The organism is Methylobacterium sp. A52T, assembly GCF_053346095.1.
This window is the reverse complement of the sequence record NZ_JBKFBI010000094.1, coordinates 1-23,124: the sequence shown is the minus strand read 5'-3', so window position 1 is coordinate 23,124 and position 23,124 is coordinate 1. Positions and strand designations below refer to the sequence as shown.

General features: G+C 71.7%; 27 protein-coding genes and 1 pseudogene. 13 read left to right on the top strand and 15 right to left on the bottom strand.

All coding sequences use genetic code 11. From position 1 onward, the window contains the following. Positions 1-669, bottom strand: a 669-nt coding sequence (locus ACLBYE_RS20580; RefSeq protein WP_447695579.1) for a PRC-barrel domain-containing protein, incomplete at its 3' end; no start/stop codon positions are given. A 339-nt stretch (positions 670-1,008) separates the two neighbouring features. Between ACLBYE_RS20580 and ACLBYE_RS20575 the strand changes: the two genes are divergently transcribed. Then, on the top strand, positions 1,009-1,416 hold the full coding sequence (locus ACLBYE_RS20575) for a hypothetical protein (RefSeq protein ID WP_026604823.1): 408 nt from the start codon (positions 1,009-1,011) through the stop codon (positions 1,414-1,416). A 102-nt stretch (positions 1,417-1,518) separates the two neighbouring features. Here ACLBYE_RS20575 and ACLBYE_RS20570 read toward each other — a convergent pair. The 3 genes and pseudogenes from ACLBYE_RS20570 to ACLBYE_RS20560 form a co-directional block, all read right to left on the bottom strand. Beyond that, positions 1,519-1,881 (bottom strand): annotated as a pseudogene (locus ACLBYE_RS20570) (PRC-barrel domain-containing protein); the annotation flags it as partial. Positions 1,882-1,999: 118 nt separating this feature from the next. Beyond that, the gene (locus ACLBYE_RS20565) at positions 2,000-2,485 is read right to left on the bottom strand and encodes a DUF2721 domain-containing protein (protein WP_447695578.1); all 486 of its coding nucleotides are present in this window, start codon (positions 2,483-2,485) and stop codon (positions 2,000-2,002) included. A gap of 49 nt (positions 2,486-2,534) precedes the next feature. Beyond that, entirely contained in the window at positions 2,535-2,657 is a 123-nt protein-coding gene (locus ACLBYE_RS20560; protein WP_331316910.1) for a hypothetical protein, read from the bottom strand. Between the two features lie 243 nt (positions 2,658-2,900). Between ACLBYE_RS20560 and ACLBYE_RS20555 the strand changes: the two genes are divergently transcribed. After that, complete coding sequence (locus tag ACLBYE_RS20555) at positions 2,901-3,260, top strand: SWIB/MDM2 domain-containing protein (protein WP_012320460.1); 360 nt, start codon at positions 2,901-2,903, stop codon at positions 3,258-3,260. 328 nt (positions 3,261-3,588) lie between these two features. On the opposite strand, the gene ACLBYE_RS20550 is transcribed toward ACLBYE_RS20555, so the two are convergent. The 5 genes from ACLBYE_RS20550 to ACLBYE_RS20530 all read right to left on the bottom strand — a co-directional run bounded on the left by ACLBYE_RS20550 (position 3,589) and on the right by ACLBYE_RS20530 (position 9,378). Then, the gene (locus tag ACLBYE_RS20550) at positions 3,589-4,386 is read right to left on the bottom strand and encodes an SDR family NAD(P)-dependent oxidoreductase (protein ID WP_447695576.1); all 798 of its coding nucleotides are present in this window, start codon (positions 4,384-4,386) and stop codon (positions 3,589-3,591) included. Positions 4,387-4,454: 68 nt separating this feature from the next. Continuing rightward, positions 4,455-5,882: an MFS transporter gene (locus ACLBYE_RS20545; protein ID WP_447695575.1), complete on the bottom strand. Its 1,428-nt coding sequence runs from the start codon at positions 5,880-5,882 to the stop codon at positions 4,455-4,457. Positions 5,883-6,103: 221 nt separating this feature from the next. Continuing rightward, positions 6,104-7,450, bottom strand: coding sequence for an ATP-binding response regulator (locus ACLBYE_RS20540; RefSeq protein ID WP_447695574.1), 1,347 nt, complete (start codon positions 7,448-7,450; stop codon positions 6,104-6,106). Continuing rightward, the gene (locus tag ACLBYE_RS20535; protein ID WP_447695573.1) at positions 7,447-8,649 is read right to left on the bottom strand and encodes an FIST signal transduction protein; all 1,203 of its coding nucleotides are present in this window, start codon (positions 8,647-8,649) and stop codon (positions 7,447-7,449) included. The genes ACLBYE_RS20540 and ACLBYE_RS20535 overlap by 4 nt, the downstream gene beginning before the upstream one ends. Positions 8,650-8,808: 159 nt before the next feature. Beyond that, complete coding sequence (locus ACLBYE_RS20530; protein ID WP_447695572.1) at positions 8,809-9,378, bottom strand: c-type cytochrome, methanol metabolism-related; 570 nt, start codon at positions 9,376-9,378, stop codon at positions 8,809-8,811. Positions 9,379-9,628: 250 nt separating this feature from the next. On the opposite strand from ACLBYE_RS20530, the gene ACLBYE_RS20525 reads away from it, so the two are divergent. Both ACLBYE_RS20525 and ACLBYE_RS20520 read left to right on the top strand, forming a co-directional pair. Then, entirely contained in the window at positions 9,629-10,303 is a 675-nt protein-coding gene (locus tag ACLBYE_RS20525; protein ID WP_447695571.1) for a transglutaminase-like cysteine peptidase, read from the top strand. Positions 10,304-10,415: 112 nt separating this feature from the next. Next, positions 10,416-10,742: a hypothetical protein gene (locus tag ACLBYE_RS20520; RefSeq protein ID WP_020092509.1), complete on the top strand. Its 327-nt coding sequence runs from the start codon at positions 10,416-10,418 to the stop codon at positions 10,740-10,742. Positions 10,743-10,836: 94 nt separating this feature from the next. On the opposite strand, the gene ACLBYE_RS20515 is transcribed toward ACLBYE_RS20520, so the two are convergent. The 4 genes from ACLBYE_RS20515 to ACLBYE_RS20500 form a co-directional block, all read right to left on the bottom strand. Further along, entirely contained in the window at positions 10,837-11,247 is a 411-nt protein-coding gene (locus tag ACLBYE_RS20515) for an arsenate-mycothiol transferase ArsC (protein WP_234083060.1), read from the bottom strand. A 106-nt stretch (positions 11,248-11,353) separates the two neighbouring features. Then, positions 11,354-11,836, bottom strand: coding sequence for a UPF0262 family protein (locus ACLBYE_RS20510; protein WP_020092507.1), 483 nt, complete (start codon positions 11,834-11,836; stop codon positions 11,354-11,356). A 10-nt stretch (positions 11,837-11,846) separates the two neighbouring features. After that, positions 11,847-13,142 (bottom strand): histidinol dehydrogenase, encoded by a 1,296-nt coding sequence (hisD, locus tag ACLBYE_RS20505; protein WP_020092506.1) that lies wholly within the window; start codon positions 13,140-13,142, stop codon positions 11,847-11,849. A gap of 21 nt (positions 13,143-13,163) precedes the next feature. Further along, positions 13,164-13,610: a DUF2948 family protein gene (locus tag ACLBYE_RS20500; protein ID WP_447695570.1), complete on the bottom strand. Its 447-nt coding sequence runs from the start codon at positions 13,608-13,610 to the stop codon at positions 13,164-13,166. A gap of 188 nt (positions 13,611-13,798) precedes the next feature. On the opposite strand from ACLBYE_RS20500, the gene ACLBYE_RS20495 reads away from it, so the two are divergent. After that, entirely contained in the window at positions 13,799-14,197 is a 399-nt protein-coding gene (locus tag ACLBYE_RS20495; protein WP_447695569.1) for a hypothetical protein, read from the top strand. A 48-nt stretch (positions 14,198-14,245) separates the two neighbouring features. On the opposite strand, the gene murA is transcribed toward ACLBYE_RS20495, so the two are convergent. Continuing rightward, the gene (murA, locus tag ACLBYE_RS20490) at positions 14,246-15,535 is read right to left on the bottom strand and encodes a UDP-N-acetylglucosamine 1-carboxyvinyltransferase (protein WP_447695568.1); all 1,290 of its coding nucleotides are present in this window, start codon (positions 15,533-15,535) and stop codon (positions 14,246-14,248) included. An 86-nt stretch (positions 15,536-15,621) separates the two neighbouring features. Beyond that, positions 15,622-15,801 (bottom strand): hypothetical protein, encoded by a 180-nt coding sequence (locus ACLBYE_RS20485; protein WP_081636463.1) that lies wholly within the window; start codon positions 15,799-15,801, stop codon positions 15,622-15,624. 347 nt (positions 15,802-16,148) lie between these two features. Between ACLBYE_RS20485 and hemA the strand changes: the two genes are divergently transcribed. From hemA to ACLBYE_RS20445, 8 genes are all read left to right on the top strand, one after another. After that, on the top strand, positions 16,149-17,417 hold the full coding sequence (gene hemA / locus ACLBYE_RS20480) for a 5-aminolevulinate synthase (protein ID WP_026604818.1): 1,269 nt from the start codon (positions 16,149-16,151) through the stop codon (positions 17,415-17,417). 281 nt (positions 17,418-17,698) lie between these two features. Next, entirely contained in the window at positions 17,699-18,496 is a 798-nt protein-coding gene (locus ACLBYE_RS20475) for an inositol monophosphatase family protein (protein ID WP_447695567.1), read from the top strand. 70 nt (positions 18,497-18,566) lie between these two features. After that, positions 18,567-19,112, top strand: coding sequence for an adenine phosphoribosyltransferase (locus tag ACLBYE_RS20470; protein WP_012320444.1), 546 nt, complete (start codon positions 18,567-18,569; stop codon positions 19,110-19,112). Positions 19,113-19,280: 168 nt separating this feature from the next. Continuing rightward, positions 19,281-19,415 (top strand): 50S ribosomal protein L34, encoded by a 135-nt coding sequence (gene rpmH, locus ACLBYE_RS20465; protein WP_007558110.1) that lies wholly within the window; start codon positions 19,281-19,283, stop codon positions 19,413-19,415. 79 nt (positions 19,416-19,494) lie between these two features. Further along, entirely contained in the window at positions 19,495-20,115 is a 621-nt protein-coding gene (gene rnpA, locus ACLBYE_RS20460; protein WP_447695566.1) for a ribonuclease P protein component, read from the top strand. Further along, complete coding sequence (yidC, locus tag ACLBYE_RS20455; protein WP_447695565.1) at positions 20,105-21,955, top strand: membrane protein insertase YidC; 1,851 nt, start codon at positions 20,105-20,107, stop codon at positions 21,953-21,955. The genes rnpA and yidC overlap by 11 nt, the downstream gene beginning before the upstream one ends. 13 nt (positions 21,956-21,968) lie before the next feature. Continuing rightward, positions 21,969-22,622 carry a ribosome biogenesis GTP-binding protein YihA/YsxC gene (yihA, locus tag ACLBYE_RS20450; RefSeq protein WP_056526930.1) on the top strand — a complete coding sequence of 218 codons (654 nt, stop codon included), beginning with the start codon at positions 21,969-21,971 and terminating at the stop codon, positions 22,620-22,622. 2 nt (positions 22,623-22,624) lie between these two features. After that, entirely contained in the window at positions 22,625-23,002 is a 378-nt protein-coding gene (locus ACLBYE_RS20445; RefSeq protein ID WP_447695577.1) for a DUF423 domain-containing protein, read from the top strand. Positions 23,003-23,124: the final 122 nt, after the last annotated feature.

Below are 23,124 nucleotides of genomic sequence, written 5' to 3'. Positions count from 1 at the left end.
CGGGGCCGGAGCCGGGGCCGACTGCGGCGGCGTCGCGGAGCCCGCCGTCGGCGCGGCCGCCTGCTCGCCCTCGGCCGCGGGTGCGGCCGGGCTGGCGGGGCCCAGGACCACGATCGGCTCGCCGGCCTTGTATTCCGGGGAGACGCGGACCTGATTGCGGGTCAGAGCGACCGACAGCTTGCGCTCCTTCCCGCCGTCCGGCGTGAAGCGCAGGGCGCGCCAGTCCACGGCGATCTTGCGGGTCCCCACACCGAGGAAGCCGCCGAAATCGATGATGGCGGCGCGGGGATGGCCCTCCTTGTCGATGATGATGTCGATGACGCGCCCGAGCTCGTCGCCGCCGGCGCTGCGCACGCTGCGGCCGAGCAGGCTCTCGTAATCCTGCGTGTCGAGGACGGTGGCGGGTGTCCCCTGCTGCTGGGCCTGGGCCGCGGAGGGCGGCGCGCCCGTGGCAGCCGGCGGGCTGGCGGGCGGAGCGGCCGGGGTCGCCGCGGGCGGTGGCGTCGGGGCCGGTACCGGGGTCTGGGTGGGCGTCTGGGCCGGCGGTGCGGATGGCGGTGCGGCCGGACTCTGCGGCGCGGCCTGGCCGGCAGGACCCTCGCTGCCGCTCACCTGGGCCTGCGCCGCGGCCCCCGACGCCCAGAGGGCGAGCGTCACGGCCGCGATCATCCGGTTGGTTCTGAACACGCTTCGTCCTCTGAGGAAAGGCCGGGCCGCGCCGGCGTGCCGGCGCGTCCACGACCGCATTCGGCCGGTTCCGGGTCCGCCGCCGGCAGGATCCCGCCCGCGGATGGCGTCGTGCCGCAGGACCTGGGCGAAGTTATGGACCGCGGCGGCCTCGCAGCAAGGCTCGGGCCGCGCGGGGCGCCCGCACGGCCCGAGGGGGCGGCGTCATCCCCCGGCGTCCCGCGGCGCTGTCTGGTTTTCGCCGCATCCCCAGCGTAGACAGCCGCGCATAAACCCACGCGAGCCGCGGATGGCACCGTGGCCACTGTCGAGGACTACACGATGTCGACCCTCACCACGTCGCGATGCGCGGCAGCGCGCGGCCTCGCGCTCGGTGCCGCCCTGTCCGGTCTCGTGGCCGGCTGTCAGGCGCTCGGCGGAGGCGGAGGCGTGATGCCAGCGACGGAGGTCGGGCTGCCGCCGTCGCTGCGCGGTTCGCTGCCGAACCGCGAGCCGCGCAACGCCGCGGTCGATGCCGACGGTCAGCCTCTCCAGACGGCGCCGACGAGGCAGCTCGCGATTCCCAAGACCGCCGGCGGCGCCACGCGGACGGCCGACAGCGGCGAGCGCCGCATCCGGCGCGAGGATCTCGACGGCGGCAACGCGGCCGTCGGCGGCAGCGGCGGCAGCGGATCGATGGGCCCGATGCTGTCGCCGGGCGGCAGCGTCGGCCTCGGCGGGAAGTTCTGAGCCGGCACGTCCCGGGGCCCGCACCGCCCCGCAGCGGGGCGTCCGCGCGCCGCGACGCGGGATGATCCGCGCCCGACAGCCCGGGTCGACGAGCCAGACCTAACCGGCGGCCTGGCTCGGCGCCTCCGCGAGCACGCCGGGTTCGAGATCGACCACGTAGCCGCCGAGCTCGGTGCTGTAGCTCAGCGCCTTCCAGGGCAGCGGGTGGTGGGTCTCGCCGAGCCCGAGGAAGCCCCCGAAGGCCAGAACCGCGTAGGCGACCTGTCCGGAGATCTTGTCCACCATGAAATTGTGGATGGCGCCGAGGTGGCGGCCGCTGCGGTCGTAGACGGCGGTGCCCTCGACCCTGTTGGACGCGATCAGCCGCGGCGTCTCGTCGATGGCGATGCCTTCGCCGGCGGCGGGGTCGAGCTCCAGCGTGCCGGGCTTTCTCAGGGTGCGCTCGTTGGGCAGGTCCGTCGGCATGATCTCTCCCGGTTCGCGCGCGGCGTCGTGCCCGCGCGGCGGTCCCTCGGCTCACTAAGCGCGCGGGTCGGGACCGGTTCCGCCGGCGGGGCGCGGGGTCCGGACCCGCACCGAGCGCTCAGCGATCGGGCGGCACGCCGGCGCTCGCCCGCCGCTGGTTGATCCGGTCGCGGACCGAGCGGTTCGCCAGCAGCATCTCGAAGCCGAAGGCCACGAGGGCGCACAGCGTGCACAGGATCGCCGCGCCGAATAGGCCGAACAGCAGGGTCGCGACCGTGCTGTCGCGCAGCGCGCCCACGAACAGCGTCAGCACCGAGCCGCAGGTCGCCACGCCGCCGAGCGCGGCCAGGAACACCGCGGCGTCGAGCGCGAGGGAGCGCCGGTGAAGGCGGTCCAGGCGCTGCCCGAGGCGGACGCGCTCGGCGTCGCCGGCCCCCGCCAGCAATCCGGAGACGTGGTCGGCCTGGTCCGCCACGCGCGCGAGGCGGGCGCCGAAGACGTTGAGGAGCGTCGCGATGCCCGACAGCAGGAAGACGGGGCTGAGCGCCACCTGGACGACGTGGGCGGTGCCTTCCAGGCTGGCGAGGGTGATCGGGTCGGTCATGCGGTCGGGCTGATGCACCCGGCCGACCGGCGCGGCAATCCCGGCGCGCTCAGATCAGTCCGCGCCCCGGGGCGATGCCGGAGGCCGTCGTCTCCGCGCGGATCACCAGCCCGAGACCGGTGACCAGTCCGGTGGCGAGCAGGAGCGCGAGCGTGAGGGCCGGGGCGAACATGTCTGTACTTCGCGCGCAGGATTGTTAAGAGCAGGTTTCGCGCCCGGCACGGGGCCGAATAATCTTCACCACGGCGTCGATCGGGCGATCCCACAGGGGATTCTCGTGCGTGCCTTGTGGATGAGGGGGCTGCAAAGGCAATTTCCCCTTGGAACGGCGGCGGCACCGCTTAGTTGCTGCTATGCTGGCTCGGCCGTGGGGCGATCATGCCCCGGCCTGCGGCCCGAGAACCGGAGGAAGTTTATGGCCACAAAGACCGAGAAGGCTGCGCCGAAGGCGGCCAAGACCACCAAGACTGCGGAGAAGGCCGCCCCGGCGAAGGCCGCGAAGCCGGCTGCCGCCAAGTCGGCCGGCACCAAGCCCAACGCTCTGCAGCAGCCGCTGAAGCCGTCGGCCGAGCTCGGCGCCATCGTCGGCACCAGCCCGCTGCCCCGCGGCGAGGTGGTCAGCAAGGTTTGGGACTACATCAAGAAGAACAATCTTCAGAATCCGCAGAACAAGCGCGAGATCGTTGCCGACGACAAGCTCAAGAAGGTCTTCGGCAAGGACAAGTGCTCCATGTTCGAGATGAACAAGCATCTCGCCGCCCACCTGAAGGCCTGATCACGACCTAGAGCCAAGTCCGGCGTCTCGTCTGGGCCGACGGCTCTAGGTGCCTCCGCGACGTTCCAGTCGGGCCGGAAGACCGGCCGACATGGCGCGGCGCGTCGCGGGCGAAAGCCCGGTATCCAGAGCCGCCGGTCGCTCCGGCGGGCCTGGGCGGTCCGCGGAGCGGGACGCGTCCACGGGTCTGGATCCCGGGCTTCCTCGCGTGCTCCCGCCGGGCCATCGCGGTCCCACGCCCGGGGGTTCGTCGACCGGGGCACCGCTTCCGGGACCGGCGGGAGACGCCCGGAGCGGTCCTGATCCCGGGGTCGGGCCCTGACCGATCCTAGGCGAGCCCCTGCAGGACACCGCCGTCGACCCGAAGAGCTGCGCCGGTGGTGGCGCTCGCGGCCGGGCTACAGAGATAGGCGACGAGGTTCGCCACCTCCTCCACCCGCGCGAGGCGCCGGATCAGCGAGGAGGGCCGGTGCTCCGCGACGAACTGGCGGCCCATTGCCTCGAGGTCGGCGTCGGCCGCGCCGCCGGCCATGCGCGTCATGAACTCCGCCACGCCTTCCGACAGGGTCGGGCCGGGCAGGACGCTGTTCACCGTCACGCCGCTGCCGGCAACCGTCTGGGCGAGCCCGCGGGAGATCGCGAGCTGCGCGGTCTTGGTCATCCCGTAATGGACCATCTCGGTCGGCGTGTTGATGCCGGACTCGCTGGAGATGAAGATCACCCGGCCCCAGCCGCGCTCCGCCATGCCGGGCGTGTAGGCCCGGGACAGGCGCACGCCGCTCATCACATTGACGTCGAAGAAGCGCTGCCAGTCGGCATCCGGGATCTCGAAGAACGGCTTCGGCTCGAAGATCCCGGTGTTGTTGACCAGGATATCCACGACCGGCAGCCCCTGGACGAGCGCGGACACGCCGTCCGCGGTCGCGACATCCCCCGGCGCCGCGAAGGCGCGGCCGGCCCGCGCCTCGCCCCGCAGCTTCGCCAGCGCGGCCTCGACGCGCTCGGGCGTGCGGCCGTTGATGCCGACCTCGGCGCCGAGATCGAGGAGTTCCTTGGCGATGGCGTAGCCGATGCCGCCGGTCGAGCCGGTGACCAGGGCCTTCCGGCCGGTGAGATCGAGATCCATGGGATGCTCCTGCACGTGACTCGTCGCGTCAACGCGGTCCCGCGCCCGCGGTGGCATACGGGGTCGGTCTAGCCGCTCCGACTCCGCCGCAGGACGCTGGCGCAGCCGCCGATCACCGAGAGCGCCACCGCGCAGGAGAGCGAGATGGTGACGGCCCGCTCGGCCCCGAGCCCGTGCGTCAGGCCGAAGATCACCGCCACCAGGGCCGCGCCGAGCGACTGTCCGGTCAGCCGCGCCGTCGACTGCATCCCGCTCGCCCCGCCGGCCCGCTCGCGCGGCGCCGAGGTGACGATGACCTTGTTGTTGGGCGACTGGAACAGGCCGAAGCCGAGACCGCACAGGGTCAGCCGCCAGACGATGTCGAGGGTGGCGGGGGCCGCGGGCAGGAGCGTCACGCTGACGAGCCCGGCGGCCATCATGGCCAGCCCGACGCCGCCGAGGATACCGGGCGGGTAGCGGTCCGCGAGGCGGCCGGAGACCGGCGCCATCGCGGCGACCGCGATCGGCCAGGGGGTGAGCAGGAAGCCGGTCTGGGTGCTGGAAAGGTGGAGCACGTCCTGGAAGTAGAAGGGCAGCGCAACGTAGGAGACCATCTGGGCGCAGAACGAGGCGACGGACGTCGCCATCGACAGGGCGAAGGCGGGGATCCGCAGCAGGTCGACCGGCAGGAGCGGGGCGGGCAGCCGGATCTGGCGCCGCACGAACACCGCGCCGATGACCAGGGCGGCGGCGAGCTCGATGATCGCGACGCCGCGCGCCTCCGGATCGCCGAGACCGTCGATCCCGATGATCAGCAGGCCGAAGGTCAGGGCGTTGAGCACCGCGCTCGCGAGGTCGAAGGGGCGGCCGCTCGCCGGTGTGACCGGCAGGGTCCGGGACGCCACCGCCAGGGCCAGCAGGCCCACGGGGATGTTCACGAGGAACAGCCAGGGCCAGGTCGCCACCGACAGGATCGCCGCCGCCACGGTCGGGCCGGCGGCCGAGGCCACCGCCACCACCAGCGCGACGTTGGCGACCCCCTGGCCGATCATCCGGTGCGGGTAGATGAAGCGCACGAAGCCGATATTCACGCTCATGATCGCCGCGCCACCGAGGCCCTGGACGATGCGGGCCGCGATCAGCATCGGCAGGTTCGGCGCGACCGCGCAGGCGAGCGACGCGGCGACGAACAGTGCGAGCCCCGGCAGGTAGACTTTCCGGAAGCCGAAGATGTCGCCCAGGGCCGCGAACGGCAGGAGGCTCGCCGTGACGGCGACCTGATAGGCGTTGACCACGAAGATCGCGTCGGCCGGCCGGACCGCCAGGTCCTTGGCCATGACGGGCAGCGCCACGTTGACGATGGCCCCGTCGAGGACCGCCATGGTCATGGCGAGCCCGATGGCCGCCATGGCGAGGACGCGCTCGCGCGGCGGCAGGCCGTCCTGGACGGGCCCCTGCGCGGTGCCCTGAGGATGACCCGGCGGGCTGCCTGTCGGACCGTGCGGGACCTGCGCCATGGGTGCGCGCTCCTGCGGCGTCCCGGCGGGTCCGTGACGTCGATGGCGGGGGGACATCCGGGCACGGGACGCGCCGCGGATGCTACTCCCTGTCGCGCAGGCGGGCAGGCCCGTCGAGGGGGGCGGTGTGTCCTATGTCACGGCGCGGACGGGATCGTTCGCCGCGGACGCGCGCGGCTCGGATCCGGCGCGAGCCGGCGCGTCGCGGCGCCCGATGGGGCTCAGGCCAGCATGTAGGTGAGCAGGGAGCGGAGCTGGGCCGGCTTGATCGGCTTGTGCACGAGCTCCGCGCCGGCGGCGGTGACGCGCGCCTCGACCGCGCCGGTATGGTCGGCGGTGGTGACGATGACCGGGAGCGGGTCGGTCCGCAGCGCCCGGAGATAGGCGGCCACGTCGAGGCCGCAGGCGCCGTCGTCGAGATGGTAGTCGAGCACCAGGATGTCCGGCGCCCCGGCGCCCGCCTCGACGGCGGCCTTCACGCCCGCGAGGTCGCGGAAGGTCGAGACCCGGGCCTCCCAGTTCTGGAGGAGGCGCGCGAGGGCGTCGGCCGTGGAGGCGTCGTTCTCCACGACGAGGACGTGGGCTCCCGAGAGCCGGGTCGCCACCGGGGCGGGCGGCGCGGCGGCGGCCGGGACCGCGCTCAGGGGCAGCGTCAGCGACACCCGAGTGCCGTGGCCGACCCGGGAGCGCAGCCGCAGGGGATGATCGAGGGCCAGGGCCATGCGGCGGACGATCGACAGGCCGAGGCCGAGGCCCGGCTCCTCGCCGCTGCTCGGCCGGTCGCCGCCCCGGAAGAACTCGTCGAAGACGAGCTCGCATTCCTCGGCGGCGATGCCGCAGCCCGTGTCGGTCACTTCGATCCGGACGCCGCCGGACCGGCGCCGGGCCGCCAGGACGATCCCGCCGGTGCGGGTGTAGCGGACGGCGTTGGAGACGAGGTTCTGGAGGATCCGCTGCAGGAGCACCACGTCGCTGGTGACGGTCACGTCCGGGCAGTGCACGGAGAGGCGCAGGCCCTTGCGCTGCGCGAAGGGTTCGAAGCTCTCCGCGATCCCCGCCAGCAGGTCGGGCAGGAAGACGGGTTGGACCTGCGGCCGGACGATCCCGGCATCGAGCTTCGAGATGTCGAGGAGCGTCTTGATCAGGTCCTCGATGGTCTGCAGGCCCCGCTCCACCTGTCCGGCGATGGTGCGCGCCTCCGGCGGCACGTCGAGGTCGGCGAGCGCGGAGATCGAGAGGCGGGCGGCGTTGACCGGCTGCAGCAGGTCGTGGCTCGCCGCCGCCAGGAACCGCGTCTTCGAGCGGTTGGCGGTCTCGGCCTCCTCCTTGGCCGCGGCCAGCGCCTCGTTGGAGCGCTCCAGCCGGTGCATCAGCCCGGTCAGCTCCTCGGTGCGGGTGCGGACCCGGCCCTCGAGCATGATCGCCGTCTGGAACAGCGAGTAGGCGCTGCCCCGCTGGTCCATGGAGCGCTCGACATGGGACATCAGCGCGGCGTTGATGCGCTCGAGCTTCTCGATCCGCCGGTGCAGGGACGCGTCGGTCTCGAGGCCGTTCGGGTGCAGGGTCACGACGCGGCCGGGGCGGGGCCCGCGGCCGGCGCGCCCGCGGCGAGGGTCTTGCCGATGGCGATGCCCGTGAAGGTCTGGTTCAGGTGCATCGCCCGGTACTGCTCGCCGAAGGTCTCGAAGCCGACGACGTTGTAGCGGCGGTAGAGGTCGGCGATCCCGTGGCGGACCTGCCGGCTCTCGGCGTCGAGGCGGCGGAGCACGCACTCGAAGCCGATGATCAGGTCGACGCCGCCGAGCACGGCATCGAGGCGCGCCAGCTCCGCCCGGGTCGAGGCGACGATGTCGCGCGGCTCGGCGAGGGTCAGCACCACGCCCTCGTCCACCGCGCAGAAGAAGCTGAGCGAGCCGTCCTCGTTCATCCGCCGGATCGAGCGGCAGAAATACTCGCCCCCGACCTTCACGGCGAGCGGGTAGGCGGCGAAGCTCATCGGCGACAGCCCCTCGGGGTCGAGGCCGATCGCCATCGCGTATTCCCGGGCCGCCGGCTCGGCGTTGAGCTCGTGCACGGTGCGGCGCTCGCCGTCCGAGGCGGTAACCACGAACTTCGTCCGCGTCGGCTCGAAATTGTCGCTCTTGAAGATCTCCACCGAGAAGTCGGTCTCGACCAGCACCAGGACCGCCGCCTTGCGGTGGATCTTCCCGCCGTGGAGCATGACGGCGTCGCGGAAGCGCAGGTCGTCGCCGGCCGAGCCGCCGACGATCGGGATGCCGTCGAGCGCCCAGGCGATCGCCGAGACCACGGTCTCCTCGGCGTTGGCGAGCCCGTCGATCAGCGACAGGGCGAAGCGGTGGCCCGTGCCGGCCGCGTCGACATCGCGGCACCGGTCCAGCGGGTCCAGGGTCCGGCGCAGCGCCCGGACCGCCGAGGCGGTCCGCTCCACGTCGAGGTGGTCGATGGCGTCGAGGACGGTCGAGACGATCCGGAACCGCTCGGCCGGGAACGCGATGACGACGAGCCCGCGGTCGAGGCCGCCGGCCGGGGCGATGCCGCCCGACATCGAGCAGCCCGCCACCGGCACGCCGGGGAACCGGGTCTCCAGCGCGCGCGCCAGGATCTCGGCATCGTAATCGGCGGAGAAGAACGCGACGACCTGCGACAGGGCGGTGTCACCGACCGCGAGCGCCACCTCCGCGGCCGCGTCGGCGGCCCCGGCCGCGTCCGTCCAGGCCGTCCAGATGCCGCACAGATGGCGGCGCACTCCCGATCCTTGAGCCACGTTCCACCCCCTGCGACCCCCTCGGCAGGCTTGGCACCCGCTCTTCAGCGTCTTGCGCGGAGTATGTCGTGCGCAATCGAGCGGTGCAACGGGGCGTGTCGACCCCGGTCCGGTCCGCGCGGGATGCCGGACCGGGAGGGCTCATTTCATGCAGGCATCCTCGGCCTTCTCGAAGGCCGCGGGCTTGGGCTCGTGCTCGGACGGCCGGTTGCGGCCGAGCGCCCCGTCGGAGCGGGCGCGGAGATAGGTGTAAATGTCCGGCAGGTAGCAGGTGACGTTCTTGTTCTCGCCGAAGGCGGGCATCACCAGCTCCTGCGAGGCGTTCACGTCCCTCTTGCCGCCCACGACGATGCCGGCGAACTGCGCGTAGTCCATGCCCTTGAGGGCATCGACCAGCGACGGCGCGTAGGTCGAACCCAGCCCGTCGGGACCGTGGCAGGCCATGCAGTTCGCGCTGTACCGGACGTAGCCGGACATGGTGTACCAGTCGACCATCTTGCCGCCGTCCGTGACGTGGTAGGTCGGATTACCGTTCTTGTCGGTGTACTGGCCGTCCTGGACCTTGGCCGGCTGCGTCGGCCCGTCGCTCTTCAGGTCGGTCGCGGGCGGGGCGGCGGTCGGGGCCGCGGCGGAGGCCGGCAGCATCCCCAGGGTTCCCGCTGTGAGCCCGGCCAGGACGAGGCCGGCCACTCTGTCTGCAACGCACCGCATACGTCTTCCTCCTGCCGCCCACAGGCTTCTTCTTGGTGGCGCGGTGCCGGGATAACGGCGGATCTCGTCCGAGAACACCTTGAGGCGCCTTCACGTTTTCGCGCACGGCCGGTGAGCGTCGCGATGACCGGCCAAGAGTGCGATTATCCGCGTTGCGCACAGCATTAACCTTTTGTTAATCGGCGGATTGCCGCCGGCCCGCCGGCGTGAGAGCTTTCGTTAACGAGAGCTTAACGGTTGGGTCCCGGCGATGCGGTTCGCGGTTTCCATGATGCAGGGCCTGGTCAAGGGACCCGCCTCGCGTCGGCTCTCCCGGAGCCGCCGGGCGGCCCTGGCTGCCCTCGCCGTCGCGGGGCTCGCCGCCCCGGCCCAGGCGCAGACGCTGGCGAGCCTGCCCACCGAGGCCGGCGCCCGGGTACAGGGCGACGCCAAGCCAATCGCCGCGTGGGTGACGTTCTGCCAGAATTACGCGGCGGAGTGCGCGCTGGACCGGGGCGAGCCGGCCCGGATCAGCCTGACGCCGGCGACCTGGGCGACGATCGTGTCGGTGAACCGGCGGGTCAACAAGGCGATCGAGCCGATGACCGATCAGGACCACCTGCACGTGGCCGACCGCTGGGACCTGGCCGAGGACGGGATCGGCGACTGCGAGGACTTCCAGCTGCTCAAGCGGCACATGCTGGCCGAGGCCGGCCTGCCGCGGCGGGCGATGCGCATGACCGTGGTGATCGACGAGAAGGGCGAGGGCCATGCCGTGCTGACCCTGATCACCGACCGAGGCGACCTGGTGCTCGACAACAAGACCAACGCGATCCTGCCCTGGCACAAGACCGGCTACGTGTTCATCAAGCGCGAGAGCCAGGACGCCGTCGCCTGGGTCTCCCTCGGCGGCGTCACCTCCCCGGTCACCACCGCAAACCGGTGAAGCCGGTGAACAAGGTGCGTGGACGACAGAGGAACCCGCGCCGTGGGCGCCGTTCCTTAACGGATCGCTAACCCTGCGGCGCCACTCTGTCGGGTGACGGAGTGCCTTAACGATGCCGCGAGCCCGCCACGTGACGCCGGTCCCGCTCCTCGCGGTCGTCCTCGTCGCCGCCGCCTGCGGCACCGCCCGGGCCGCGAGCGAGACCGAAGCCCGCCACGCCGCGTGGCGCGACTGCGTCAGCCGCAACTTCCGGATCCAGGCCGCGCTGACGGACCGGGATCTCGCCGCCGACGCCGCCTTCCGGGCCTGCCGGACCGCCGAGGACGCCTATCTCGCGACCCTCGCAGCCTCGCCGCTGCTCGACGACGAGGATGTCGGGCGCGCCCGGCCGCTCCTCGCCGGCCGGATGCGCGCTTGGCTGGTCGGCAACCGCGGCTGACGTTAGGGATTCCCGGCAGCGGCCATCGGGAAGAGATGTTTCCGCCAAGCGCGTGAGGTCTGCCAGCAAGGCAACGTCGCGGCAGCCTGTCCGCCTATGCCTTCAGGCGCGCCTTGATCCGCCGGGTCAGCCCGTCGCGGACATCGCGGTAGGCGTCGAGGCGCTGCTCGCGCGAGGCGTCCTGCAGCAGTGTCGGGTCGGGGGTCGGCCAGTACTCGACATCGGCCGCGAGGGTGTGCGTCAGGTCCAGTGCCCGGTGATGCGCCTCCGGCGCGAGGGTGATGATCAGGTCGAAGTTCAGGCCCTCCCAGTCCTCCAGCTCCTCCACGGTGCGCGGGCGGTGCCGGCTCGCGTCGATGCCGACCTCGTCGAGGGCCGCGACCATGAACGGGTCGGTGGGCTCGCCGGAGCGCACCCCGGCCGACTGCACGTAGGTGGACTTGCCGAAATAGGCGCGCGCGATCGCTTCCGCCGCCACGGAGCGCACGGCGTTGTAGTTGCACATGAACAGGACGGACTGCACCCGCCGCTTCTTCGGGGGCGCGTCGGGAAAAGGCTCGGGAGGAGGCTCGGGAGCGGGCTCAGCCATCGCCGGTCGGCGCGGAGGGCGCCTAACCCTTCCAGTGCAGCGCGAAGATCAGGGTGAACAGGCGGCGCGCCGTGTCGTGGTCGAGGTCGACCTTCCCCTCGAGCCGCTGCTTGAGCGTCTCGGACGCCTCGTTGTGCAGGCCCCGCCGACCCATGTCGATCGCCTCGATCTGCGACGGCGAGGCGGTGCGGATCGCGTTGTAGTAACTCTCGCAGATCATCTCGTAGTCGCGGATCACCCGCCGGAACGGCGTGAGCGACAGGAGGTGCGTCATCACCGGCTCACCGTCCACCGTGGTGATGGCGAAGGACAGCTTGTTCTCGACGAGGCCGAGCGTGAGCGCGTAGGGGCCCTCCCGCCCGGGGATGGTGAAGGAATTGTCCTCCAGGATGTCGAACAGGGCGATCGCCCGCTCGTGCTCCTGATCCGGATTGCCGCGGGCGATGGACCCCTCGTCCAGGCTCACCTTCGCGAGGCGGTTCGGCCCGCGCTGCTTCTCCGCCATCCCCAAAACCTCACAGGTTCAACCGGATCGCGACGGAGCGGGCATGCCCCTCCAGGCCCTCGGACCGGCCGAGGTTTATCGCCGCCGGGCCGAGCGCCCGCAAGCTCTCCGGCGTGCAGGCGAGGATCGTCGTCCGCTTCATGAAGTCGAGCACGCCCAGCCCGGACGAGAATCGGGCGGAGCGCGCGGTCGGCAGCACGTGGTTGGGGCCGCCGACATAGTCGCCGATCGCCTCCGGCGTGTGCGAGCCCAGGAAGATCGCGCCGGCATTGCGGACCTTGGCGGCGAGCGCCTCCGCGTCCTGCGTCTCGATCTCTAGGTGTTCGGGGGCGAGGCGGTCGACCAGGGGCACGGCCTCGTCGAAGGTGCGGACCCGGATGACGGCGCCGTAATCGCGCCAGCTCGCCCGGGCGATCTCCTGACGGGGCAGGGTGGTGAGGGCGCGCTCGACCGCCGCCTCGACGGCGCCGGCGAGTTCGGCGCTGTCGGTGATCAGGATCGCCTGGGCGGCCACGTCGTGCTCGGCCTGGGCCAGGAGGTCGGCGGCGATCCAGTCGGGGTTGGCGTGGCCGTCCGCCAGGATCAGCACCTCGGAGGGGCCGGCGATCATGTCGATCCCGACCTGGCCGAAGACCCGGCGCTTGGCCGCCGCCACCCAGGCGTTCCCGGGCCCGACGACCTTGGCCACGGGGGCGATCGTGGCGGTCCCGTAGGCGAGGGCCGCGACCGCCTGGGCGCCCCCCACCCGATAGACCTCGTGGACGCCGGAGAGCTGCGCGGCGGCCAGGACCAGCGGGTTCATCTGGCCGTCCGGGGTGGGCACCACCATGACGAGGCGCGGCACTCCGGCGACGCGCGCCGGCAGCGCGTTCATCAGCACCGAGGAGGGATAGCTCGCGGTGCCGCCCGGGACGTAGAGGCCGACCGATTCCAGCGCGGTCCAGCGCCAGCCGGCCGTGACGCCGAGGGCGTCGGTGGCCCGGTGATCCGCGGGCCTCTGGGCCCGGTGGAAGCTCTCGATCCGCTCGGCGGCGAGGCGCAGGGCCTCGAGCGAGTCCGGCGGGCAGGCCGCGACGGCCGCTTCGATTTCCGCGTCCGTGACCCGCAGCTGCGCGGCGGAGAAGTCCGCGCCGAGCCGGTCGAACCGCCGGGTGAAATCGACCAGCGCCTCGTCCCCGCGGGCGACGACGTCGGCGATGATGCCGCGCACCGCCTCGTCCACGTCCTCGGCGATCTCGCGCTTCACCGTGAGGAGGCGCGCGAAGGCGGCGGCAAAATTCGGATCGCTGCTGTCGAGCCGGACCATCGGGAAGCCTTCTGTCTCGCGTCAGGCCGCCGAGCCGGCGGCCGTATCGGTGTCGATGTCGTGCCCGGGACGGTTCGCCGATTCCCAGACCGGGCCGAGATCCTTCATCCGGACCTCGATGCACTCGACCTCCAGCCGCAGGGCCGCGCCGCCGGAGAAGACGAGGTCGATGTGCCCGGAGGGCGCGTCCGTCGGCTCGAAGGTGAGGGCGAGCAGGCTGATCGGCGTCGCGTCGTCCGGCTTCAGGCCGCGGCTCTTCACGCCCAGCACGCGCTCGACGTGCAGGCCGGCGAGGCGCCGGCGCGGCGGGGCGCTCGGCGTCCAGTCGAAGCGGCGCACCGCCATGAGGAAGCGGTGCTCGCCGGCGAGGAAGGTCAGGTCCTGCGGTCGCAGGATCGCGTCCTGCAGATGGGCCGAGATCACGGTCAGGTCCTCGGTGTCGAGGGCGGCGAGCCTGAGCAGCTCCATGCAGAGGGTCCTCGGGGAATACGGGGCGCGGGTCGGGCGGCGAGGGCCGGTCCGCGGCACGGCGTAGGTAGCGGCGCGGCCCCGTTCGGGCAACGGCTGGTCCGGGGATCGCGATCCCGGCCGGGCACAGGCTCGGGCCAGCGTCGCCGTTTAGACGCGCCGGCGGACGAGCCGGGGCAGGGTCTCAGATGGCGGCACTCACCGAGCGCGCGGTTGTGGCGGTGCTGACCGTCGGGCTGCAGGCGGCCGGATCCGCCGTCGCGCAGGTCGGTCCGGACGCGCGGCCCTACATCTACGGGCGTCCGGCGCCGGATCGGGATCTCTACGCACCGCCGCCGCCCGGCGGGCGTCCGCCGCCTCCGCCCGCGGATGACGGGTATGGCTGGCGTCCGCCCCCGCCGCCGCCAGTCGACGATGCGTACGACAGGCGCGGCCCGCGCTGGCGCGGCGATTTCGGGCGCTCGTGGGACGACAGCGTCTGCGTGACGGCCCGCGGCACGTGCAGGGTGCGCCCGGCGCCTCCCGACGCGCCCTGCGGCTGCGAGATTCCCGGCTTCGGCTACTGGCGCGGGCAGATCGAGGACTGAGCCTCGGGCGCCGCCGCGCGCCGGCCGGTTCGGACCGAGCGCTGCCGCTCAGGCCCGGACGCGCTCGATCCGCGCGCCGCAGCGGCCGAGCTTGGCCTCCAGCGCCTCGAAGCCGCGGTCGAGATGGTAGACCCGGTTGATCTGGGTCTCGCCCTCGGCGGCGAGGCCCGCGATGACCAGGGAGACCGAGGCGCGCAGGTCGGTCGCCATCACGGGGGCGCCCTTCAGCCGGTCCACGCCCTCGACGATGGCGAGGTCGCCCTCCAGGCGGATCTTCGCGCCGAGGCGGGCCAGCTCCTGCACGTGCATGAACCGGTTCTCGAAGATGGTCTCGCGGATGTGCGACTGGCCCTTGGCCAGCGTCATCAGCGCCATGAACTGCGCCTGGAGATCCGTGGGGAAGCCCGGGAACGGGTCGGTGGTGACGTCGACCGCCGCGATGCCGGCGCCGTTGCGGCGCACGCGGATCCCGCCCTCGACCTGGGTGATCTCCGCGCCCGTGGTCGTCAGGACGTCGAGGGCCGAGTGGAGGAGGTCGGCCCGGGTATCCTTGAGCACGACGTCGCCGCCGGCCATCGCCACCGCCATGGCGTAGGTGCCGGTCTCGATCCGGTCGGGCAGGACCTCGTGGCGGGCGCCGTTCAGGCGGGCCACGCCCTCGATCTCGATGCGCGGCGTGCCGGCGCCGCGGATCTTGGCGCCCATCTTGTTCAGGCACTCCGCGAGGTCGACCACCTCCGGCTCGCGGGCGGCGTTCTCGATCACCGTGGTCCCGTAGGCCAGGGCTGCGGCCATCAGCGCCACGTGCGTGCCGCCCACGGTCACCTTCGGGAAGGCGAACTCGGCCCCGCGCAGGCCGTTCTTGGTCCTGGCGACAACGTAGCCGGCGTCGATCTCGATCTCGGCTCCGAGCTTCTCCAGCGCCATGATCAGCAGGTCCACCGGCCGGGTGCCGATGGCGCAGCCGCCGGGCAGCGAGACCTTGGCCTCGCCGAACCGGGCGAGCAGCGGCGCGATCACCCAGAAGCTCGCCCGCATGGTCGAGACCAGCTCGTAGGGCGCCGTGGTGTCGATGACGTTCGAGGCGGTGAGCCGGATCGTCTGGCCCGTCTCGGTGGTCTGACCGGGGCGCTTGCCCACGACCATGTGGTCCACGCCGTGGTTGCCGAGGATCCGCGTCAGCGCGGCGATGTCGGCGAGCCGCGGCACGTTGATCAGCTCCAGCGTCTCGCCGGTGAGCAGGCTCGCGATCATCAGCGGCAGCGCCGCGTTCTTGGCGCCCGAGATCGGGATCACGCCGTTGAGCGGCGCGCCGCCGGTGATGTGGATGCGGTCCATCGTGTGTCCTCGGGCGACGCACCCGCGAGGGCGCGCGGCCGGCCGTGCTGATCGCGGGCGCGGCAGCGCCCAGGCTTGGCCGTGCCCTATAGACCGGATTTGTCGGAATCAGGACCGTTTCCGTCCGATTCCCGCGCGCAGGACTGATCCGCGCCGGGAGACGGTCTTCCTTCGGCCCGCCCGCGGCCCTGCGCCTTGCGGCGGCGCAGGTTCTGGCGCAGCGCGGCCTTGAGGCGCTCCGCCCGCTCGTCCCTGGAGTCCGTCACGGCGCGACCCTTGGTCGCCGCAAGGTCGGGGCCGGGCGGTCCACGCCGGATGAGCCGTCTGCGGTCGGAGACATGAGCTGTTGCAGGGGGCGGGAGCCAAGTTCGGGTCGGAAGATCGTGCCGGACGCTAGCGGGTTCACGCGGGCCTCTCAACGGATGCAACGCTGCGATGTCGGAACCTTACCTTGAACCAGTTCCAGATCCGCGCGTATCTTGCGGCCCTCACGCGAAGGACTGGACCGAGGCCGGACCTCGATCGCGGGCCTGAGACGCCGCTCACGCGGTGTCGCCCGCGCGGCCGAACACGCGAAGGACGCTCGATGACCGTCACCCGGATGCCCAGCACGATGCTCGCCCAAGCGGGATCGACGCGCGCCGGATCCGGCTACGAGCGCTACTTCCGCGGCGCCCTGGACCAGCTGCACGGCGAGCGGCGGTACCGGGTCTTCGCCGACATCGAGCGGATCTCGGGGCGTTTCCCGACGGCCAAGTGGCGCCAGCCGGACGGCAAGACCACCGAGATCACCGTGTGGTGCTCCAACGACTATCTCGGCATGGGCCAGCACAAGGAGGTGGTCGCCGCCATGACCGAGACCGCCGCCCGCTGCGGCGTCGGCGCCGGCGGCACCCGCAACATCGCCGGCAACACCTCGCCGCTGGTCGACCTGGAGCGCGAGCTCGCCGACCTGCACGGCAAGGAGGCCGGTCTCGTCTTCACCTCCGGCTACGTCTCGAACCAGGCCGGCATCTCGACCATCGCCAAGCTGATCCCCGACTGCCTGATCCTGTCGGACGCCTTCAACCACAACTCGATGATCGAGGGCGTGCGCCATTCCGGGTGCGCCAAGACGATCTTCCGCCACAACGACCTCGCCCACCTCGAGGAGCTGCTGCGGCAGGCGGGCGACCGGCCCAAGCTGATCGTGTTCGAGTCGGTCTACTCGATGGACGGCGACGTGGCGCCGATCGGCGCGATCTGCGACCTGGCCGAGCGCTACGGCGCGATGACCTACCTCGACGAGGTCCACGCCGTCGGCCTGTACGGCCCGCGCGGTGGCGGCATCGCCGAGCGCGACGGCGTCATGCACCGGGTCGACGTGATCGAGGGGACGCTGGCCAAGGGCTTCGGCTGCGTGGGCGGCTACATCACCGCCTCGGCGGCGATCTGCGACGCGGTGCGCAGCTTCGCGCCGGGCTTCATCTTCACGACGGCGCTGCCGCCGGCGGTGGCGGCGGCGGCGCGGGCGTCGGTGCGCTACCTGAAGCGCTCGAGCGCGGAGCGCGAGGCGCACCAGCGTCAGGCGGCGGCCACGAAGGCGGCGCTGAGCGCGGCGGGGCTTCCGGTCCTGGAGACCGAGACGCACATCGTGCCGGTGATGGTCGGCGATGCCGAGCTGTGCAAGGCGGCGGCGGACCATCTCCTGGAGCACCACGCGATCTACATTCAGCCGATCAACTACCCGACGGTGCCGCGCGGGACCGAGCGGCTGCGGATCACGCCGTCGCCGTTCCACGACGCGGCGCATATCGAGCGCCTCGCCGCGGCGCTGGGCGAGACCTGGCAGGCTCTGGACCTGCCCCGCGCCGGTACCGTCTTCGTCGAGGCCGCCGAGTAGGATCCGCGCCGCCTTCCGGCGACAGGCTGTGCTGCGGGCGCCCGTCTCTGCGAGCGGGGCGAAGCAACCCAGGGATGCCACATCCGCCGACGGCCCGATGCCCTGGATTGCTTCGCTCCGCTCGCAACGACGGGTGCGGCGGTGTGCTGAGGTCGGCCTGACCGCGCCGGCTGCGCGCTGAGGAGGCCGCCCGCGCTCCCCTCATGTCCCGTCCCCATCTCGTCTTTTCCGGCGCCGACCTGTAACGACGGCGCCAATCCTCCCCTGCGAAAAGTCCGACCATGATCTCCTCACCCCTCATGACCGTGATGGTCGATGCCGTGCGCAAGGCCGCGCGCGGCCTGCGCCGCGACTTCGGCGAGGTCGAGAACCTGCAGGTCTCGCGCAAGGGGCCGGGCGACTTCGTCTCCGCGGCCGACCGCAAGGCCGAGGAGGTGCTGCGCGACGCCCTCATGAAGGCGCGCCCGGGCTACGGCCTCGTGCTGGAGGAGAACGGGATCATCGAGGGGACCGACAAGAGCCACACCTGGCACATCGATCCCCTCGACGGCACGTCGAACTTCCTGCACGGCGTGCCGCATTTCGCTGTCTCGGTCGGTCTCGAGCGCGAGGGCCAGATCGTGGCCGGCGTGATCTTCGACCCGATCAAGGACGAGCTGTTCGTCGCCGAGCGCGGCAAGGGCGCCTATCTCAACAACCGGCGCCTGCGCGTCTCCGGCCGCCAGGACATGGCGGACGCACTTGTGGGCTACGGCACGCCCTATCTTGGTCGCGGCAGCCACCCGCGCCTCCTGCGCGAGCTCGGCGCCGTGATGGCGGTGGCCGGCGGGACCCGCCGGATGGGCTCGGCGGCCCTCGACATGGCCTACGTCGCCTGCGGCCGCCTCGACGCCTACTGGGAACGCGACCTCCAGACCTACGACTTCGCCGCCGGCGTGATCCTGGTGCGCGAGGCGGGCGGGTTCGTGACCTCGGCGGACGGCGCGGCCGAGCCGCTGGCGCCCCGGTCGGTCGCCTGCGGCAACGAGGGGCTTCACCGGGACCTCGTCGCCATCCTCAAGAAGGTCCAGGCGGCCTGAGCCGCCGCCGACTGGTCAGGCCGCCGGGCTTCTGCTTTAAGCCCGCGGTTCCCTACGGAAGGCCGAACGCATGGAAGCCCGCCGCCACGTCGCGCTGAAGGAATCGGTCCGCTCGATTCCCGATTACCCGAAGCCGGGGATCATCTTCCGCGACATCACCACGCTGCTGAGCGACCCGCGCGCCTTCCGGCGGGCGGTGGACGCCCTGGTGCATCCCTACGCCGGCGGACAGATCCACCAGGTGGCCGGCATCGAGGCCCGGGGCTTCATCCTCGGCGGGGCCATCGCCCACCAGCTCTCCTGCGGCTTCGTACCGATCCGCAAGAAGGGCAAGCTGCCCCACAAGACCGTGTCGATGGCCTACGCCCTCGAGTACGGGACCGACGAGATCGAGATCCACGTCGACGCCGTTCGGCCCGGCGACAAGGTGCTGCTGGTCGACGACCTTATCGCCACCGGCGGCACCGCGATCGCGGCCGTGAACCTGCTCCAGAAGATCGGCGCCGAGATCGTGGCAGCCTGCTTCGTCATCGACCTGCCCGAGATCGGCGGCGCGCAGCGCCTGCGCGACCTGGGCGTCGAGGTGCGCACCCTCATGCAGTTCGAGGGTCACTGAGCCCCGCGAAACGTTGACTTCGCGGGGCTCATCCGCCATAAGCCCGCCACTCGCGACGTGGCGCCCCGCATGGGCGCCCTTCGTGTTTGCAGACAACCAGGACGCGTGAAGGTCGGGTGCAGCAATAGCTGCCCGCGAGCGCGCCTCGACCTTTGAAGGCTCTGAGCCATGAAGAGAACCTACCAGCCGAGCAAGCTCGTCCGTAAGCGCCGTCACGGTTTCCGTGCGCGCATGGCCACCGCCGGCGGCCGCAAGGTCATCGCGCGCCGTCGCGCCCACGGCCGCAAGCGCCTGTCGGCCTGAGGCCTGATCCTCGCCGGCGCGGACGCTCCGACGCATCCGCGCCACGAGGCAAGTGGTATCGGCCGGGATCGAACCATCGATGGCGACGATCGAGCGGCTCAAGAAACGACCCGACTTCCTGGCGGCGGCCGAGGGGCGTCGCTTCCACACCGAGCGTATGACCGCGCAGGGGCGCCTTCGGAACCCGGACGTTTGCCCCGGCCTCCGTCTCGGTTTCACCATCACGAAGCGTGTCGGCCACGCGACGGAGCGCAACCGCATCCGCCGCCGTCTCCGCGCGGCCGTGGGGTTGGTCGCGTCCGATCTGCCGTGCGAACTCGCGGGCCTTCCGGCCGACATCGTGCTGATCGCCCGCCGCCCCGCCCTCGAAGCCTCCTTCGAGGTCCTCGCCGAGGACCTGCGCCGCGCGATTCCCGCGGTGACCCGCGCGGCCGCGCCCCGTGGGGACAGGTCACCCGGCCGATCCGGCGGTCGGCGCTCCAGACCGATCGCTGACACGACCACATCTCAGACGTCCTCTCTCCCGCACGCAGCCGGCCGCGCCTCCGCGCGGGCGGCCCCGACCGATGGTGCCGACATCGGCCCGTCGCAGGGGTGCGACAGAGATCCCCGAATCACAGGCGCGCGCCGGTCCTCCGGGACCGGCGACGTTCCTGTTGCCACTCCGAACGCGTGCGGCGGTGTCCCTGATGGGCAATGATAAGACGAACATGTTCGTGGCCATCGGCCTGTCGCTGCTGGTGCTGCTCGGGTGGCAGTACTTCGTGGCCGGCCCGCGCATGGAGCAGCAGCGCCAGATCGAGGCGCAGAACAAGGCCGTGCAGCAGCAGCCCCCGGGCGTGACCCCGGACGGCGTGCCCTCGCCGTCCCCGAAGGAGGGCGGTCCGGCCGCGCCCGCGCCCGGCACGTTGCCGACCGCCCAGGGCGGCCCGGTCTCCCGCGAGGCGGCCCTGGCCCGCTCGCCGCGCGTCCGGATCGAGACCCCGGCGCTCTCGGGCTCGATCGCCCTGAAGGGCGGTCGGGTCGACGACGTCTCGCTCAGGAACTACCACGAGACCATCGACCCCAAGAGCCCCGAGATCGTGCTGTTCTCGCCGGCCGGGACCGAGACGCCCTACTACGCCGAGTTCGGCTGGGTCGGCGCCAATGCCGGTCCGCTGCCGACCAACGACACCCTCTGGACCAGCGACGGCAAGACGCTGTCGCCCGGCATGCCCGTGACCCTGACCTGGGACAACGGCGCCGGCCTCGTCTTCAAGCGGATCATCGCGGTCGACGACAAGTACATGTTCACGATCCGCGACGAGGTCGAGAACAAGGGCACGGGCGCGATCACGCTCTACCCGTACAGCCTCGTCTCGCGCTGGGGTAAGCCGCATACCCAGGGCTACTACGTCCTGCACGAGGGCATGATCGGCTATCTCGGCAACGACGGCCTGCAGGAATTCACCTACGACAAGCTCGCCAAGGAGGGCGCCTACGGCGGTGCCAACACCAAGGGCAAGGCCTGGAGCGGCGTGACCGGCGGCTTCGTCGGCATCACCGACAAGTACTGGGCAGCGGCCGCGATCCCCGATCAGGACGCGCCCTATACCGGCGCCTTCACCGACCGGACCGACGGTGCCACCAACGTCTACCAGGCCAGCGTGCGCGGCGACGCCGTGAATCTCGCGGCGGGTGCCTCGGCGACCGCGACGCAGCGGCTGTTCGCGGGCGCCAAGGAAGTCAACGTCATCAACAACTACGAGAAGGATCTCGGCATCAAGCACTTCGATCTGATGATCGACTGGGGCTGGTTCTTCTTCATCACCAAGCCGATGTTCCGGGCGCTGGACTTTTTCTACCACCTGTTCGGCAATTTCGGCGTCTCGATCCTGGTGGTGACCTTCTGCCTGAAGCTGCTGTTCCTGCCGATCGCGAACCGGTCCTACGTCTCCATGGCCAAGATGAAGGCCGTGCAGCCGGAGATGGCCGCCATCCGCGAGCGGTACAAGGACGACCGCATGAAGCAGCAGCAGGCCACGATGGAGCTGTACAAGAAGGAGAAGATCAATCCGGTCGCCGGCTGCTGGCCGGTGCTGATCCAGATCCCGGTCTTCTTTGCGCTCTACAAGGTCCTGTTCATCACCATCGAGATGCGCCACGCGCCGTTCTTCGGCTGGATCCGCGACCTCGCGGCACCGGATCCGACGAGCATCGTGAACCTGTTCGGCCTGCTGCCGTTCCCGGCGCCCGACTTCGTGCACCTGGGCGTCTGGCCGATCATCATGGGCATCACGATGTTCGTGCAGATGAAGATGAATCCCGCGCCGCCGGACCCGGTCCAGGCGCAGATCTTCACCTTCATGCCGATCGTGTTCACCTTCATGCTGGGCTCGTTCCCCGCCGGCCTGGTGATCTACTGGGCCTGGAACAACACCCTGTCGGTGATCCAGCAATACGTGATCATGCGCCGTAACGGCGTGAAGGTGGAGCTGTGGGACAACCTCCGCACCACGTTCAAGCGCGGCGGCACCAAGGCGGCCGCCACCAAGAGCTGACGGGCGAGACGCCGTGAGCGAGACCAACGACGACGCGGCCGACCTCCTCGAGGCCGGCCGCCTTCTCTTCGCCGGTCCGGCCGACTTCTACGCGGCCGCCCAGATCCTCGACCGGCTGCCGCCCATGGAGGGCGTCGAGATCGCCTTCGCGGGGCGCTCGAATGTCGGCAAGTCGAGCCTGATCAACGCGCTCACCGGCCGCAACACCCTGGCGCGGACGTCGCACACGCCGGGGCGGACGCAGCAGCTCAACTTCTTCCGGATCGGCGAGCGCCTGTCGCTGGTCGACATGCCCGGCTACGGCTACGCCGCCGTCGAGAAGGCCAAGGTCGAGGCGTGGACCCGGCTGATCCACGCCTACCTCAAGGGCCGCGCCAACCTCGCCCGGGTGTTCATGCTGATCGACGCCCGGCACGGCTTCAAGTCGATCGACACCGACGTCCTCGACGGCCTCGACAAGGCCGCGGTGAGCTATCAGGTCGTGCTGACCAAGGGCGATTCCCTCAAGAAGGGCGAGGTCGCGAGCCGCATCGCCGGGATCGAGGCGGGGCTCGCCAAGCGCCCGGCCGCCTACCCGCAGGTGATCCTCACCTCGAGCCGGGACGATTCCGGCGTGCCGGATCTGCGGGCGGCCATCGCCAAGCTCCTGGCGGAGCGCGGCGCGTGAGGTTGTCGGGCGTCGACCGCGCGCTCGCGGCGCTCGCCGCCCTGTCCGGGCTGCTCGGCGTCGCGCTGAGCGCCGCCGCGGCGCACATCCCCGGGGCGGACTCGCTGAAGACGGCGGCGCAGTTCCTGCTGTTCCACGCCCCCGCCATCCTGGCGCTGGTCGGTCTCGGGGCCGCGGGCCTCGTCCGGGCCGGTCTCGCGCGCGTCGCGGCCGGGCTGCTGGTCGCCGGCCTGATCCTGTTCTGCGGCGACCTCTCGGTGCGCGCGTGGCTCCAGCACGCGCTCTTCCCGATGGCGGCACCCACCGGCGGCTTTGCCTTGATGGGCGGCTGGCTCGCCGGGATCCTCTGCGTGCTGGTGCCCGCGCGACGCGGCGCCTGACTGACGGTTCCGACCGGCGGCCCGCCGGCCCCGTCGTTGCGAGCGGAGCGAAGCAATCCAGACGGCGCCAGGCCGAGTGATGCGGGCAACCCCGAGTTGCTTCACTCCGCTCGCAACGACGG